At 42.6% G+C, this 15,919-nt stretch carries 17 protein-coding genes; 6 read left to right on the top strand and 11 right to left on the bottom strand.

The annotated features are described in order from the left end of the window. Positions 1 to 395: 395 nt before the first annotated feature. Complete coding sequence (locus RTP55_RS06870; RefSeq protein WP_312385129.1) at positions 396 to 1,229, top strand: DUF2382 domain-containing protein; 834 nt, start codon at positions 396 to 398, stop codon at positions 1,227 to 1,229. A 170-nt stretch (positions 1,230 to 1,399) separates the two neighbouring features. After that, positions 1,400 to 1,963: a DUF2382 domain-containing protein gene (locus RTP55_RS06875; RefSeq protein ID WP_312385133.1), complete on the top strand. Its 564-nt coding sequence runs from the start codon at positions 1,400 to 1,402 to the stop codon at positions 1,961 to 1,963. A gap of 147 nt (positions 1,964 to 2,110) precedes the next feature. On the opposite strand, the gene RTP55_RS06880 is transcribed toward RTP55_RS06875, so the two are convergent. The 4 genes from RTP55_RS06880 to fadB all read right to left on the bottom strand — a co-directional run bounded on the left by RTP55_RS06880 (position 2,111) and on the right by fadB (position 8,079). Further along, positions 2,111 to 3,028 (bottom strand): LysR family transcriptional regulator, encoded by a 918-nt coding sequence (locus RTP55_RS06880; RefSeq protein WP_007115530.1) that lies wholly within the window; start codon positions 3,026 to 3,028, stop codon positions 2,111 to 2,113. 136 nt (positions 3,029 to 3,164) lie between these two features. Continuing rightward, a complete protein-coding gene (gene paeA / locus RTP55_RS06885; RefSeq protein WP_312385137.1) occupies positions 3,165 to 4,487 on the bottom strand; it encodes a polyamine export protein PaeA in 1,323 nt (440 codons plus the stop codon). Between the two features lie 232 nt (positions 4,488 to 4,719). After that, positions 4,720 to 5,892 (bottom strand): acetyl-CoA C-acyltransferase FadA, encoded by a 1,173-nt coding sequence (fadA, locus tag RTP55_RS06890; RefSeq protein WP_100270450.1) that lies wholly within the window; start codon positions 5,890 to 5,892, stop codon positions 4,720 to 4,722. 30 nt (positions 5,893 to 5,922) lie between these two features. Then, entirely contained in the window at positions 5,923 to 8,079 is a 2,157-nt protein-coding gene (gene fadB, locus RTP55_RS06895; RefSeq protein ID WP_312385140.1) for a fatty acid oxidation complex subunit alpha FadB, read from the bottom strand. Between the two features lie 279 nt (positions 8,080 to 8,358). On the opposite strand from fadB, the gene RTP55_RS06900 reads away from it, so the two are divergent. After that, on the top strand, positions 8,359 to 8,799 hold the full coding sequence (locus tag RTP55_RS06900; protein WP_144918032.1) for a hypothetical protein: 441 nt from the start codon (positions 8,359 to 8,361) through the stop codon (positions 8,797 to 8,799). Positions 8,800 to 8,826: 27 nt separating this feature from the next. Here RTP55_RS06900 and RTP55_RS06905 read toward each other — a convergent pair whose 3' ends face one another. From RTP55_RS06905 to RTP55_RS06915, 3 genes are all read right to left on the bottom strand, one after another. Continuing rightward, on the bottom strand, positions 8,827 to 9,207 hold the full coding sequence (locus RTP55_RS06905) for a 5-carboxymethyl-2-hydroxymuconate Delta-isomerase (RefSeq protein ID WP_144918031.1): 381 nt from the start codon (positions 9,205 to 9,207) through the stop codon (positions 8,827 to 8,829). Between the two features lie 11 nt (positions 9,208 to 9,218). Continuing rightward, positions 9,219 to 9,689, bottom strand: a complete 471-nt coding sequence (ybaK, locus tag RTP55_RS06910) for a Cys-tRNA(Pro) deacylase (RefSeq protein ID WP_007115525.1) — start codon at positions 9,687 to 9,689, stop codon at positions 9,219 to 9,221. 208 nt (positions 9,690 to 9,897) lie between these two features. After that, entirely contained in the window at positions 9,898 to 10,398 is a 501-nt protein-coding gene (locus RTP55_RS06915; protein ID WP_144918030.1) for a c-type cytochrome, read from the bottom strand. A 537-nt stretch (positions 10,399 to 10,935) separates the two neighbouring features. Here RTP55_RS06915 and rpsU point away from each other — a divergent pair. Both rpsU and RTP55_RS06925 read left to right on the top strand, forming a co-directional pair. After that, positions 10,936 to 11,151: a 30S ribosomal protein S21 gene (gene rpsU, locus RTP55_RS06920; protein WP_007115522.1), complete on the top strand. Its 216-nt coding sequence runs from the start codon at positions 10,936 to 10,938 to the stop codon at positions 11,149 to 11,151. A 131-nt stretch (positions 11,152 to 11,282) separates the two neighbouring features. Beyond that, positions 11,283 to 11,729 carry a GatB/YqeY domain-containing protein gene (locus tag RTP55_RS06925; RefSeq protein ID WP_312385146.1) on the top strand — a complete coding sequence of 149 codons (447 nt, stop codon included), beginning with the start codon at positions 11,283 to 11,285 and terminating at the stop codon, positions 11,727 to 11,729. A gap of 65 nt (positions 11,730 to 11,794) precedes the next feature. Here the strand turns inward: RTP55_RS06925 and RTP55_RS06930 are convergent, their stop codons facing one another. From RTP55_RS06930 to RTP55_RS06945, 4 genes are all read right to left on the bottom strand, one after another. Then, positions 11,795 to 12,424 (bottom strand): Maf family protein, encoded by a 630-nt coding sequence (locus RTP55_RS06930; RefSeq protein ID WP_219331669.1) that lies wholly within the window; start codon positions 12,422 to 12,424, stop codon positions 11,795 to 11,797. An 18-nt stretch (positions 12,425 to 12,442) separates the two neighbouring features. Continuing rightward, entirely contained in the window at positions 12,443 to 12,928 is a 486-nt protein-coding gene (gene mreD, locus RTP55_RS06935; protein WP_312385151.1) for a rod shape-determining protein MreD, read from the bottom strand. 11 nt (positions 12,929 to 12,939) lie between these two features. Further along, complete coding sequence (mreC, locus tag RTP55_RS06940) at positions 12,940 to 13,767, bottom strand: rod shape-determining protein MreC (RefSeq protein WP_036598406.1); 828 nt, start codon at positions 13,765 to 13,767, stop codon at positions 12,940 to 12,942. A 165-nt stretch (positions 13,768 to 13,932) separates the two neighbouring features. After that, positions 13,933 to 14,964 carry a rod shape-determining protein gene (locus RTP55_RS06945; protein WP_007115517.1) on the bottom strand — a complete coding sequence of 344 codons (1,032 nt, stop codon included), beginning with the start codon at positions 14,962 to 14,964 and terminating at the stop codon, positions 13,933 to 13,935. A gap of 617 nt (positions 14,965 to 15,581) precedes the next feature. Here RTP55_RS06945 and gatC point away from each other — a divergent pair. After that, positions 15,582 to 15,884, top strand: a complete 303-nt coding sequence (gene gatC, locus RTP55_RS06950) for an Asp-tRNA(Asn)/Glu-tRNA(Gln) amidotransferase subunit GatC (RefSeq protein ID WP_060995645.1) — start codon at positions 15,582 to 15,584, stop codon at positions 15,882 to 15,884. The last annotated feature ends 35 nt before the right edge of the window (positions 15,885 to 15,919 follow it).

The following is a 15,919-nucleotide window of genomic DNA, read 5'->3' on the forward strand; positions in this document are numbered from 1 at the left end:
ACCCAACTTTTTTTATATGTTTTTAATTTATTGCTAAAAGCCAATTTTTTTTACGCTTGGTTGCAAAAGTTACTTAAGACAACTGCCAATTACACCCTCTAAACAAAAATTTATCAAATCCTACTACTTAATGGGAGCTTTTTTCAGTAATCTTGTTTGCAAGTCGAACGATTAAGCGTATGGCATTTTTCATCGTTTTTATCATCGGCGATTTCAACAATCAAGCATCTGTTGCAACAACCAAGTAGCTGTGAAACATCTAATTTGTTGAATTTTAAAAATTTTATTATAACAATTTTCATTTAACTATAAAAAACTATCTTATATTTATTTAGTTTTTAACTTAACTACCTTAATAAAAAATAAACAATAAGATATCTAAAGGAGATTTTTCCATGGCAAGTTTAATACGTTTACGCGATATCCAAGACACCCACGTTGACCTTTTAGGTAACGATTATTTTGATCCAACTGGTAAAAACGCTTATGGCGCCAATGGCGACAAAGTGGGTAGTATTCAAGGTGCTTTAGTTGATGAGAGCACAGGCCGTATTCGCTATTTCATTGTTGATGTAGGTGGCTGGTTTAGCTCGAAAGAAGTTTTAGTACCAGCGGGTCTAGCTCGTATTCAAGATGACAATGTATACTTTGATTCGCTCAGCCGAGATACTGTTGAAACAATGGATAGCTACGATCCTGACTACAACTACAGTATTGAAGAACAAACGGTTCGTGACCGTCACGTATTTGACCGTGCTGCCACACCTGTTAGGCTTACTGATAACGATTACCAATCACCTAATACATTACAGTTACTTGAAGAACGCATTTCAGTCAATAAAGACAAAATCGTAGCGGGTTTACTAAAAGTTGGTAAACACGTTGTGTCTGAGCCACGCACTGTCAACGTTGAATTAACTGAAGAACAAGCGCATATCCAGCGTACACCAGTTAATAAACCTACTGATCGCAGCATTGGTGATAATGACAATGCTACTATTGAGGTTGAACTTGAAGCAGAACGTGCAAATGTTAACAAACAAACTTATGTCACTGAAGAAGTTAACGTAGATAAAGTGGCACAAACTCGCACTGAGACCTTTAATGAAACCGTTCGCCGTGAAGAGTTAGATGTACAAAAAGATGGCGTTGAGCGTGTAACGGGTGTTGATACCGTCGATGGTAATGTATCACCTGCAATTGATCCAAATGCGCCCCGTAAACTTTAATAATTAATATCATTAGAATTAATTACTATAAAGTTTAACTTCTGCCAACGGTGTTGCCATTGGCTTGAAAAAGGCAGATGATTTCATCTGCCTTTTTTGTGGTTGTTATATATTATTACAGGATTTTGGAACAATAACTTTGCAATGGAAAACACTTTATGAAAAACCCGATGACAAATACTACCGAACTAGACACTAATGATACCCATACTCATGATAACATTGTTAAAACCGTCGATCTTCGTGAAGATACCACTAACACCTTAGAGCTATTAGCTGAACGCCCCCAAGTGCAAATTGAGCGATTTATCAAAGACAATATTAAATTATCAAAAAAAATCATCAGCCAAACGGTTAACGTTCCTGTGACACTCAATCAAGAAGTGTTAGTGATTGAACATGTATTTTCCCAGGCTAACGCGCCTCATGATAATTTAGTTAGTGTGGTTACTAATAACGTCAATGTGCCACAGTTGATGGTGAATGGGCAAGCGATTACTTTAGGCGATACCCCGATTGAGATTCCTCTACTTCAACAAACAGCGAAAGTGAATATTGAAACCATTGTGGCGGAAAAAGTACAGTTAATGACCCAAAACGTCAGTCATGAAACGCAAATTCCTGTGACATTGCGTCATGAAGAATTGGTGACTGAAAAAGTTGAATATGATGAGCCTACGGTATTAGCGACAACGCATATCGCCCCTGAAGAGGTTAACCTAGTTTCAAAGTAATCCCATTCTACTTTGGGTGAGCTCGCTTTGGCTTCTGTTGGTGTGTCTTTTGTTGGCGTGTGTTGGTATGTAATTTGGCTGTGGCATACATCAACATAAGTGTTGTAATGTCACACCCAGCATTTTTAATTGATTAGGTTTAATCAATTAGGCTCGATGATGGGCGGGTAATGTTGATTTATGGCTAATCTCTGGCAGTAAATCCAAAAACCCTTGGATATAAGCCACCTCTTTACTTGTGGTACGGGTCGCCGCATAAAGCTGGCAAAACACGCCTTCCCCCAATGCCCTTGATATGACCCAGCCTTTTTTTTCGTATTCATTGACCACCCAATTCGGTAACGAGGCAACCCCTCGTTCACTCGCAACCAGCTGAATTAACATCGCGGTCAATTCTGTGGTTCTTAGTTTCTTGGGCGCAAGTCCTGCAGGGGCAAAAAAATGCGCGATGATATCAAGGCGCTTGGCCTCCACAGGATAGACGATGAGCGTTTCATCAATCAAATCTTCTGGCAAAATCGGCGATTTTTTATCGACCAATGGGTGCGTCGGTGACAACACCAAGCGACTTTCATATTGGAATAACGGCAGATAGCTGATTCCCTCCAAGGGTAAGCGACTGGCTGTGATAAGCACATCAATTTCTTCATCGAGTAACATTTGGTGAGGCTCAGGTTCAAAGCCTGAGCTAAAGTCCAGCTCAACGTCTTGCCATTCCCTGCGATAACGATTAAGAATAGGCATCAACCAATCAAAACAGCTATGACATTCCGAGGCCAAACGTAATTGTCCCGTTTGACCACGACCCAGTCTTTTAAGGTTGGCGGTGGTACGATTAAATTGCGGTAGCACACTGTCCGCAAGTTTGAGTACTTCTTTGCCTGCTGGGGTAAAGCTTAGCGGTCTTGAGCGGCGATTGACCAGACTAACGCCATAATAGTTTTCAATTTCTTTGAGCTGATGGGACACCGCTGACGCAGTGACATACAAGTCCTCAGCCGCGGCAGCAAGCGAGCCTTGCTCACGTAGTGCGGTCAATAATTGAAGGTGGCGGATTTCAAGCATAAAATAATTTTACCGTTTGCCAAGCCCAAAAGAAAAAAGTTCACGATTTGGTGAAACCATGAACTACTTTAACAAGAAACGTGAAAAAAGTTAATCAATTTCAAGTCAAAGCGGCCGTATTACTCAATCACTTTGACTAACTATCACTGATAATGTGCTCTTCTTCATCTTTGAAATTACGCGTCACAAGTAACTGGTCAATTTTATGATGATCAATATCGACTACTTCAAATTTATAACCTTGATATTCAACAAAATCCGCAGGGCGAGGAATTTTGCGCAGTTTGTACATCATAAAACCTGCTAAAGTTTCATAATTGTCCCAATCGGGAAAATCTTCGATACCGAGCGCATGTTTGACGTTTTCAATCGGTGTGGTACCTTCAATCAGCCATGAGAATTCATCACGCTGGATAATCTGCTGCTCATCTTCAATCGGTGCGACCCAATCCCCCATCACTGTCATCATGATATCAGATAGCGTAATGACACCGACAATGAGCGCATATTCGTTCATCACCACAGCAAATTTTTCTTTACTGGAGCGAAAACGGTCTAGCAGCTCGGATAAGGTTAATGTATCGGGGATGATTAATACATTACGAATCGTAGTTTCATTGAGCAAAATTTGCGACTGGTTACTAAGAAGTTTTACCAAGATATCTTTGGTATCGACATAGCCAATCACTTCATCAATATTGTCTTTACATACCAAAAATTTTGAATATGGGTAACTGGCGATTTTTTGGCGGATACTTTGCTCGGACTCCCCAAGGATGAAATACACCACATCCTCACGGGTGGTCATGCTAGAGGGCACGTTACGTTCTTCAAGCTCAAAAACGTTTTCGATAAAGTGATGTTCTTGCTTGAGCAACACCCCCGCTTGTGCACCTGCATCCACCACAGCAGAAACATCATCAAAGGTGATATTTTCTTCTCTCACCATGTTGACTTTAAAAATTCTAAAAATCAGATTTGCCAGCCCATTGATAATCCAAGCCAGCGGCTTAAATACTTTGATTGACAACAGTACAGGCTCAATCACCGCTAACGCCACCCGTTCTGGGTTAATCATGCCAATGCGTTTAGGAATTAAATCGGCAAACAAAATAAACAACAAAGTGACCAGCAAAAATGACATCACAAAACCGATATTATCGAGCATTTTGCCTTGATAAAAGGGGGAAATAAGGTCAATAAAGTAGGGACGAAGCGCAGACTCACCGACAATACCGCCCAAAATTGCCACGGCATTTAGCCCAATCTGTGAGGTGGCAAAAAATTCGGCAGAATTTTCTTGTAAATGTAAAATTTTATTGGCGCGATTGTCACCCGATTCTGCCAACAACTTTAGCTTGATGCGCCTAGCACCTGCCAAGGCAATTTCGGAAATGGAGAAAAAACTGGAAATCAATACTAATATACAAATAACTAGTAGATTTTGGAATAAACTCACAATACACCCATATTTATCTATTTTTATCTAGACAACATAACAGATTTGGCAAAAAATTTCTTAGACTTTATGGTAAAGCAATACTAGCAAACAAACATTGATAAAGAAACGGTAATAAAGAAATATGATAAAGAAAAAGGGATAAGAAAACATTGGTAAAAAAATGGGTAAAAAACTACACACGTAAAAAAACCCTTGATTGAAATCAAGGGTTTTTTTAATAACAAAATAATTATACACGTTCAATAATGGTGGCAATACCTTGACCCAGACCAATACACATGGTGGCAAGACCAATTTGGGTGTCTTGTTGTTCCATCACATTTAATAGCGTGGTGGTGATACGTGCACCAGAACAGCCTAGTGGGTGACCTAATGCAATAGCACCACCATTTAGGTTAACGATGTCTAGTTTGTCTTGTAGGTTTAAGCCTTTAAGAACCGATAAGCCTTGTGCGGCAAATGCTTCGTTAAGTTCGATGGTTTGCATATCGTCAATGCTCATACCAGCGCGTTTTAAGGCTTTTTGGGTAGCAGGTACTGGACCATAACCCATGATAGCCGCGTCACAGCCTGCAACTGCCATACCGCGAATACGGGCGCGCGGTGTTAAACCCAAGTCTTTGGCTTTTTGTGCAGACATGATAAGCATTGCAGATGCACCGTCAGACAAGGCAGATGACGTGGCAGCTGTCACGGTACCACCTTTAGGGTCAAATACGGGACGTAATGCCGCAAATGATTGTAGGTTGGCATCGGGACGAATCACTTCATCGATAGTGCAAAGTTGTAGGTTACCGTTTTCGTCATGACCTTCAATGCCGATGATTTCGTTCTTGAAACGACCTTGCTGTGTCGCTTCCCAGGCACGGCGATGTGATTCTACACCAAACGCATCTTGTTCTTGACGGCTGATGTTATTCATACGGCCAAGCATTTCAGCGGTTAAACCCATCATGTTAGAGGCTTTTGCATAGTATTTTGAAGCCTCTGGATTGATGTCAATACCGTGCATCATGCCCACGTGACCCATATGCTCAACACCACCGATAATGAACACATCACCTTGACCAGTCATGATTTGTGCCGCTGCGGTGTGAAGCGCTTGCATTGATGAACCACATAGACGGTTGACCGTTTGACCTGCCGTAGTACGTGGTAATTCAGCCAATAAACCGATGTTACGACCAATGTTCATACCTTGCTCTAGGGTTTGGTTGACACAGCCCCAGATGACATCTTCTACAAGTTTGGTATCAAACGGGTTACGCGCTACCAAGGCTTTAACAAGCTCCGCAGACATGCTATCAGCGCGTACATTGCGGAACATACCATTTTTTGATTTGCCCATTGCGGTACGAACGCCATCGACAATCACGACATCTTTTGGACTTAATGTAGTCATTCTATTCTCCTTAAAATTTATAATCGTCGATTACGCTTGTGGGTAAAAAGTTTTACCATTTGCCGCCATATCACGAATCATTTGTGGCGCTTCATAGGCTTTACCTAAGCTTGCGTATTTGTCACAAAGGGCTAGGTAATTTTGTAGGCCGATTTGGTCGATGTAACGGCATGGACCACCACGGAATGGCGGGAAACCAATACCCATAATCATCGCCATGTCTGCTTCTGCAGGCGTCGATACGATGTTATCTTCTAAGCAGCGAACCGTTTCATTACATAATGCAATCATCAGACGATCGATGATTTCTTGGTCTTCAAACTGTTTTGGCGCATCGATAAATGGTTTTAATAATTCAACGGTTTGTGGATCGGCAGTTTTAACTGGCTTGCCTTTTTTATCCGTTTCATATTTGTAGAAACCAACGCCATTTTTTTGACCTAAGCGATTGGCTTCAAACAATATCTGACCGCTCACTTTATAGTCTGGTTTCATACGGTCTGGGAAGCCTTCCGCCATGACTTCTGCCCCATGAACCCCTGTGTCGATACCCACAACGTCCATCAAGTAGGCAGGACCCATTGGCCAGCCAAATTTTTCCATGACTTTGTCAATTTGAACAAAGTCAGCACCTTGTTTGATCAATAAGTCAAACGCACCGAAGTAAGGGAATAATACGCGGTTAACTAAGAAACCTGGGCAGTCATTTACCACCACTGGCACTTTACCCATTTTTTCTGCTAACGCTACCGTAGTCGCCACCGCTTCTTCGCTGGATTTTTCACCACGAATTACTTCAACCAGTGGCATACGATGGACTGGGTTAAAGAAGTGCATACCGACGAAGTTTTCTGGGCGCTCTAGTACCGAAGCTAGGTAGGTGATAGAGATGGTCGAAGTGTTAGATGCGAGGATACAGTTGTCTTTAACTAGCCCTTCAACTTCTTTTAATACCGCGTGTTTAACTTTTGGATTTTCAACAACCGCTTCAATCACGATGTCAGTCTCACCAAAGTCACCGTAGTTGAGCGTAGGACGGATACGGCTTAAGGTTTCGCCCATTTGTGCTGGGGTTACTTTACCGCGTGCCATACCGCTTGATAGGTGTTTGCTGGCCTCCCTCATACCCAAGTCAAGCTGCTCTGCCTTGATGTCTTTCATGATGATTGGCAAGCCTTTTGAGGCGGCTTGGTAAGCAATACCGCCACCCATAATACCTGCGCCCAATACAGCGGCTTCTTTAATATCATGCGCTTTGGCGCTGTGCGTTTTAGCGAGTTTACGAACGGCTTGGTCGTTTAAGAATAGACCGACTAGGCTTTCTGCTTGTGGGGTTTTTGCTGCTTTTGCAAAACCTGCAGATTCAATTTCTAACGCTTTGTCACGTGGTAGGTTCACGTGTTTTTCGATAGACTCTAACGCGATTTTTGGCGCTGGGTACTGCGCTGGATTGGCTTTTGAGAACAGTACACCTTTGGCTGAGTTAAATGCCATCGCTTGTTCTAGGGCGTTTAATTTGACTGGATTGATTTTTTCGTCATGGCGTGCTTTCCAATCTAGATCGCCTGCGATACATTTTTTGACTAAATCAATCGCTGAAGCCTCTAACTGGTCAGCGGCAACAACCGCATCCACCATACCGACTTTCAATGCAGCGGCTGGTTTTTGTGCTTCGCCAGTTGCAATGATTTCAAGCGCGTTATCGATACCGATGATACGTGGCAAACGCACTGAACCACCAAAGCCTGGGAAGATGCCCAATTTAACTTCGGGCAAACCGATGCTCGCTTTGTCACTCATGACACGGTAGTCACACACCAACGTCATCTCTGTACCACCGCCCATTGATGCGCCATTGATTGCCGCAACTTTTGGGAAAGGCAAATCTTCAAAACGGTTGAATGTTTTGTTGATGTCAAGTACCCAAGAAGCAATCTCGCCTTCTGGTTTTTTGAAGTTACCAACAAATTCAGTGATGTCCGCACCAGCGATGAAAACTTTTTTTCCTGAAGTAACGATTAGACCTTTAACGTCTGAAGATTGTTCTAATGCCGTGACTGCTTCGCCAAATTCTTTGATGGTGGTTTGGTCAAATTTATTAACGCTCTCAGTTTGATTATCGTAGTTTAATTTAGCAATACCGTCTTCGAGTAGCGATACCGAGATGCTATTTCCTTGATAAATCATTGCTAACTCCTTGAGTTATGTTGAAATCAACGGGGAAAACCGAAAAAATGATGTTTTGCACGATGTCTTTATATGATGTCTTTAAAAGATGCTTGTTAAAAGATGCTTATTAAAATTTTTACATACCGCAGACAAAACAAAATCTTGACTAGTTTACTATGTTTGCGATAAGTTGAGAATAACGCAAATGACTGTTTAGTCATTGGCTAGCCCTTGTGTATCTTTACCCTTGTGTATCCTTATTTGTATCTTACAGATTTTTCATAGTAAGCGAAAAACATGGCAAAATTTTTAAAACCTTATCAGTTGGTCACTATCTTATCTTTATTGGCGATGACCCACCCGCTCAATGCTACACCCGTACAGACCGTTATCCATTTTGGCAAAAACCAAACCAGTAAAATGTGGGTTGGTCAATTATCGCCCAAGCAAGACAGCCTACTTTATCAATTCAACGCTAGCAAAAATCAATACGCAACCTTAGTATTGATGCCTCGTAGGGGCTATGCTGAATTTGCCAATGTCGGTGTTATTATATCCCCTACGGGAAACGTTGATGGGGGCAAAGGCGGTATTGTTTATCAAGGCTGCTTGCCACAATCAGGCAACTACACCATCCGCATCGCACGCAATTTGATGGCTAGCAACGGCGCCGCTGCAGGTTTTGTTGCCAAACTTACTATCTTACCAGTTGGCAAAAGTCAGCAAAAATGTCCTTAAAGTAGCCAATTTTTATCCCTAAATCCTCTATTTGAATTCGACATACTGCTTGACATAATTGGCGCTTAGCGTGGTGGAATTGACACAAATCTGTAAACTGCCAACAGGCACCTCACTTTCGAATTCCTGCAGATGCGCTTTGATAGCGTCGGCAATCCGCTGCGCCAATGATTGAATGGTAGCGTCATCACGCCCTGGCATCAGATAAAAATGCGCCATAACAAAGGCTTCATCTCCGCTATCGGTCAGTCCCACCAATACTTGATTTGGGTAGTAGATACGTGATTTGATATCACTTTGTAGCTTAAAACTGCCAGACTGCCATAACGTATCATTGACCCGTGCTAATAGGTTATCAGGCTGACTAATAAGATGGTCGTGACTCACTTCAATAATGACATTGGGCATGGTGTTATCCTTTACTCTTGAATTAAATCTGCAAATTTGGCGTTTACTGCGCCTGCTAAATCTGACGGCGACAACTCAATTTCCAAGCCGCGTCTACCGCCACTACAATAAATGGTTGCAAAGTGTTGTGCCGACTGATCGATGACCGTGGGCAGGCGTTTTTTTTGACCGAGCGGGCTTACCCCACCTAGCACATAGCCTGTGGTACGTTCTACCAATTTGGGATCTGCCATTTGTGCTTTTTTACTACCGATGGCTTTGGCGATTTTTTTTAGGTTTAGCAAATGCTCAACAGGCAATATCGCAACAGCGAGTTTGTCATTGTCGTCTTGCACCACCAAGGTTTTGAATACCCGCTTTGGCTCAACTTGTAGTTTTTCTGCCGCTTCAAGCCCATAGCTTTCACTATGCGCGTCATGATGGTATTCATGTAATTGGAAGTTGATTTTTAGTTTTTTGGCAAGATTAACGGCAGGTGTCATAGCGGTTTCTTAACAGGGTTTGGTGATTGAACATAGTGATTCATCATAACCAAACTGCGGGTTAAAACAAAGCACATTGGGTATAAAAAACGTATAAAAAAAACCAGCCAACTATTTTGCTAGTGACTGGATTTAGTGAAGTGCTAGATACTAGTTGTTGCATAGGCTTGAACATATAGCCTTTATTTTATAAATGGCGCATTACCTATTAGCTTGCTTTTGAGACCATATAATCAACGGCAGCTTTTACTTCCTCATCCGAGGCTTGACTACCACCTTTGGCTGGCATTACACCGGCTTTTCCTTGATAGCCGCCGATGGCGTGTTTATAAAGCGTGTCTTTACCTTGCGCAATGCGAGGTGCCCAAGCGGCTTTATCAGCAAGTTTTGGTGCGCCCATTAAGCCTGCTGTGTGACAAGTGGTACATACACTACCAAACAATTTTTCGCCAGCATCAGCAGAAACTGGGGTAGCAGTTGCTGTCGTCGTGGTGGCAGCGGCTGAGGCAGCTGTCGGTGGCACAAATGAAGCAGGCTGTGAAGCCACTGGCATGGGATGGTTTGCACGAGCGATTTCACCTTGCTGTGCGGCAATTTCTTCGGTTGGTTTGCTTTCGGCTGATTCATGCTTACTACATGCGCTCATGGTAAGGCCCAAGGCAATCATAAGACTGGCTAGCGTGGCATTGCGTGTTGATATCGGTAGCATAACCTTTTCCTTTCAAATAAGGTGAAATCTAATTTCACATCAATGTATAAATTTTTAATAGCCCTACAAACTATTTTGCATGGTAATATTTTGCGTGGTAATGCCGACTGGCAAATGGCTAGTGCGACATTTGGCGGTATGTTGTTATTACATGAGAATTAGTGACTATATTAGCATTACTGCGGTATGAATAAAATAACATTTTAAAGCCACCTTGCTAAATCATTACTATCATTGTGTATTTTGTTACGCTAACGGGTAAAAATTTTTTATTGGCTAGATGAAACAGGGCAATTGGCTAAGAGAAGGATTTTCTAATTTAACAGTTTATTAAAAAGCTAAAATTTACATTGACTTACATTCAATATTTAGTTAAAATTCGCACCTATTTTTATCCTAATCTGAGCTGATGCCAAACCATGGGTAGGTTGGCTAATAATCACCTATACAGCCGGATTAATGTTCCTGACCCACTAACCCCGCTTTGTTGATAGCACGGTAACTGTCTATCAATAAGCCTAGACTTAAGGAGTCTACATGCCAGCAGTAAAGGTAAAAGAGAACGAACCTGTAGATATCGCAATTCGCCGCTTTAAACGTGCTTGTGAGAAAGCCGGTATTTTAGCAGATGTACGTAAACATGAGTTCTATGAAAAACCAACTCAAGAACGTAAACGCAAAAAAGCAGCTGCGGTAAAACGTTACAAAAAGAAAATGTCACGTGAATCAGTACGCACAACTCGTCTTTACTAAGGTAATTTGTCGACAGACAACCCAATACCAGTAAATGATAAAATCCACTTTGTTAAGTGGATTTTTTTATGCTATGTTGCTAACCACAATTTTAAAAACGCCATTAGCTAACATTAAGGAGCGTTAAAACCATGAGTACCATAAAAGACACCCTGACCGATGTGGTCAAAACTGCCATGAAAGCGCGTGAGCTTGAAAAAGTTAAAGTACTACGCAGCGTACAAGCGGTGATAAAACAAATCGAAATTGACCGCCAAATAACGCTCGATGATGCAGGTGTACTAGACATCTTACAAAAGCAAACCAAGCAGCGCCAAGAGTCGCTCGCTATTTTTGCCGTCAATGGTCGGGAAGATTTGGCACAAAAAGAACAATTTGAGATTGATGTGATTAGTCAATTCTTGCCACAACCCATGAGTGAAGCAGAAATTGCCAATTTGGTAGCTGCTGAAATTGCTGAGCAAGGTGCCACTTCAATGCAGCAAATGGGCGCTGTGATGAATGCGCTGAAAGTCAAAACCGCAGGTCGCGCTGACCCCGCTTTGATTTCAAAGTTGGTCAAAGCAACATTGGGTTAACCCTTTAAAACATCATAAAAAAAGCCATAAGATTTGTACTTATGGCTTTTTTATGGGGTAAATTTTTACTGATGGGTTTGCATCGCCTGAGAAAGCAAATCTAACGTTTCCACCAACGGCAGTCCAACCACATTGCTATAACTACCGTCAATCGCTTTGACCCACGCAGCGCCCAGTCCTTGAATAGCATAACCGCCTGCTTTGTCTTGTGGTTCGCCCGTATGCCAATAATGCGTCATCATGCTGTCAGTGAGCGCAATAAATTTGACATCGGTTCTCACCACAGTGCGCTCAGTATAAGCCATCTGCCACTGACCGTCACGCTGCGCCATTCGGCTCACTTGCACCGCGGTCCATACTTGGTGCGAGGCATTGCTCATTTGCCGCCACATCGCACAAGCGTCTGCAAAATCGCTAGGTTTTTGTAGCACTGACCCATCCGGCAATACGCCAATAGTATCGGCGGTAATCACTACACACTCGGTCATAGCGGTTGGCAAAACTTGTAAAGCGGCTTGCGCTTTTTGACTCACCATACGTCCAATATAGTCAATCGCCGATTCTTCTACTAGCCGTGTTTCATCAATACTGACTGCCGCGCAAGTATGTGGCACCGCAACTTGATCTAACAACTCACGCCGTCTGGGTGAGGTGGACGCCAAGATAATCGGTATAGTGGCATTAAATTGATACATAATAACTTCTCAATACGCTTATCGCGTATAACGCAGCATGACAGCGACTAACAGCGGCCAAATTAAGGTACTGACGGCAACGGTATAAAGTAATTGGGGAGCAAACACCCCTTGGGTAAATAAATGCAGAAAAATTAACCCAAGTTGATAAATCAGCAAACAGGCGCCCGCAAGTAGCCATACCAAGTTTGAGGACAATTGGCGTAAATAACCACTGACAAACTTGATAAAAAACGCCACCAACACTGCACATAAGGCTTGCTGACCGATTCGGCTATCTGTGAGTAAATCAGCAAACAAACCAACCACAAACGCCAATCCTATGCCAATTAAAGTCGGTTGAAATATCAGCCAAAAAATCAGCATCATGATCATCCACATCGGACGAAATAGCGCAATCTCTGCCGACAGCGGATACACACTAAGTACCGATGAGATGATAAAACTGATTGCCATCACAATATATAAATGCTGTTTGGTTTTTTTGCGCTGAACGACGACCATAATCAGTGATTTTAAACCTTTTGCTGAAGCAGTAAAACATAAGACGTATTGATAAAATTGGCAGCGGGTTTCACCATAATCTTGGCATAGCCCCCCGCTTGCTCGGCTTCTACTTTTGCCACGCGCCCAACGGGAAATCCGGCAGGAATACGACCACCAAGCCCCGATGAAATAAGCTCATCGCCAATGCGTACATCCGACGCCTTAAAGATATAATCTAGCACCAAATACTGCGGATTACCTTTGCCCGATACGATAGCTTTTTGCCCGGTACGTTTGATAGTCACTGCAACGGATTGTTGGTCATCACTGATTAACACCACACGGCAGGTATCGGGATAAACATTGACGACTTGTCCAAGAATACCGTTTTCATCAATCACCGTTTGCCCCACAATCACCCCGTCTTTGCTGCCTTTATTGATAACCACCATTTGCCGCAGTGGATTGCTATCGGTACCAATGACATGCGACAACAGCAAATTAAACTGGTCTGGCGTGGTGGCAGATAAAATCCCTTGCAGTCGGGCATTTTGCGCGACAAGATAATCTTGCTGCTGCAATTGCGCTTTGGCATGCACCAGCTCAGCTTTTAACTGGACATTCTCACGGCGTAATGCTTCTTTTTCGGTCATGGTGCTATCAAGCCAGCCTGCAAAAAAACTTGGGTAAGCCGATACTTGATAGATGGGCTGCATGGCGGCATGGGTCACGGTACGTACTGGCTGAAACCAACTGCTATTTTTACTATCCAATAACATCAGCACAATCGCCGCAAACACCACAATAAGGGTCTTGCGAATGGCAAGCGGTTGTTGGGTAAAAATAGTAAGTGACATAAGTAACATCCAAGCAAAATCCGTGACGGTCAATACAGCAAGCGGCACAACACAGATAAGGATAGCAAAAATCTTTTAAAAAAAGCTATCGTAAAATCATCTTGTCAATAAAGCAATAAAACCGCTATTAAAAAATAGCGGTTAACGGTAACACATCAGTTAACATCAGACAAAAATCATATTCAATGCTTTGTTATTGATAAACTCTAGCGCTTTACCGCCCCCACGGCTGACACAAGTCAGTGGGTCTTCGGCTACCGTGACCGGCAAGCCTGTCTCGCGTGAAATCAGTTCATCAAGATTGCGTAATAGTGCACCACCACCCGTTAATACAATACCACGCTCTGCGATATCAGCTGATAATTCAGGCGGGGTTTGCTCAAGCGCCGCTTTGACACCTGAGATGATACCAGTAATAGGGTCACTTAAGGCTTTTTGGATTTCGGCGGATGTCACCACAAATGATTTAGGCACGCCTTCTGCCATGCTACGACCACGCACTTCCACTTCCAAGGGGTTTTCGGGGTCTTCAATTGCCGTGCCTACTTCGGTTTTGATGCGTTCAGCCGTGGTTTCACCAATCACACAGCCATGGGTGCGGCGGACATGAGTAATAATCGCTTCATCAAACACATCACCACCGATACGGATTGAGTCGGCATACACACAGCCTGATAGCGCAATCACCGCAATCTCTGTGGTACCACCCCCAATATCCACCACCATCGAACCGCTGGCTTCATGCACGGGCAACCCTGCGCCAATCGCAGCTGCCATCGGCTCTTCAAGCAATAAGGCTTTATTTGCGCCTGCCGATTCAACCGCTTCACGAATCGCACGACGTTCTACCAAGGTAGATTTACAAGGCACACAAACAATCACGTTTGGATTGGCTAAAAAGCGTTTCACTTTCACTTTGTTGATAAAATGCTTGAGCATTTTTTGGGTCACTTCAAAATCGGCAATCACACCGTCTTTGAGTGGACGAATCGCAGTGATATTATCTGGGGTACGACCTAGCATCTGTTTGGCATCAATACCGACTGCTGCAACGGTAGGATTTTGGGTACGGTTACTACGAAGCGCAACAACCGTTGGTTCATTGAGTACCACACCTTTACCTGGGGTGAAAATTAACGTGTTGGCAGTGCCAAGGTCGATGGCGATATTACTTGATAAAAATCCGAAAAGGCTCATGTATCATTTCCCAGTGATAACAAAACTACACTGCAAGCAAAGCAGAAATTAGCGGGGTGTCTAATCGCATATCGAGTCAACGACGCATTTTTTAAAAGCGTTCATTTAAAAGCTTTTAATACCGATGTTTCTAATGCCCGTGTTTCAAAACCACCCTATTGTGCCCACTAGCAAAAAATCTGAAGCAAGCTGCTTACCGCTGCTGTATTTTACATAAAAAATAGCAAGAAACTCTTAACGCTTAACAGTTAAAAGGCTATTTTTTTATATAAAAAAGGTGACGATGATTTTAAAGAGGTTTAGGCAATAGTGACTTTAATGCGATTAATTTGCGTTTAGTAAGAATAGTGCTAGATTATAGCGGTAAAATATCGCAAAATATAGTGATTTAATCACATTCTATCTTTATTCACGAATTTTTTGTGACAAATTATTTAGGTCACATCACCCTATTTTTTCAAATTTGTTATTAAAAGTAACTAAACTTATGCAACTGTTTTTATCAGGTTTTAGCCTCTTTTATTATAGCCTGCTGCTATAATTGGCTGGTTTAAAATCGCATCGAACATTTGCCTTGTTTGTCCGTTTTATTTTTGTTTGTACTTAAGGAACTCATCATGTCGCAGACGCTTTCAACTGATGAAATTATGAACATCGCCAAACTTGCTCGACTTGGCGTGACCGCTGAGCAGGCAGATAGTTATGCCAATGACCTAAGCAAAATCCTATCGATGATGGATATTTTGGCAGAGGTCAATACTGACAATATCGCACCGCTTACCAATGTCCATGATATGACCCAGCCACTGCGTGAAGATGTTATTGGCGGTAATGGGGTCGAAGTCAATCGTGAGCTAAATCAGTCCATTGCGCCAAGTGTCGCTGATGGTTTATACCTTGTGCCACAGGTCATTGAATAAACCACAGCTCATCGAATACCTTGTCAAATTTTTGT

It is taken from the genome of Moraxella sp. CTOTU47579, assembly GCF_032004885.1.
Classification (GTDB): domain Bacteria; phylum Pseudomonadota; class Gammaproteobacteria; order Pseudomonadales; family Moraxellaceae; genus Faucicola; species Faucicola tetraodonis.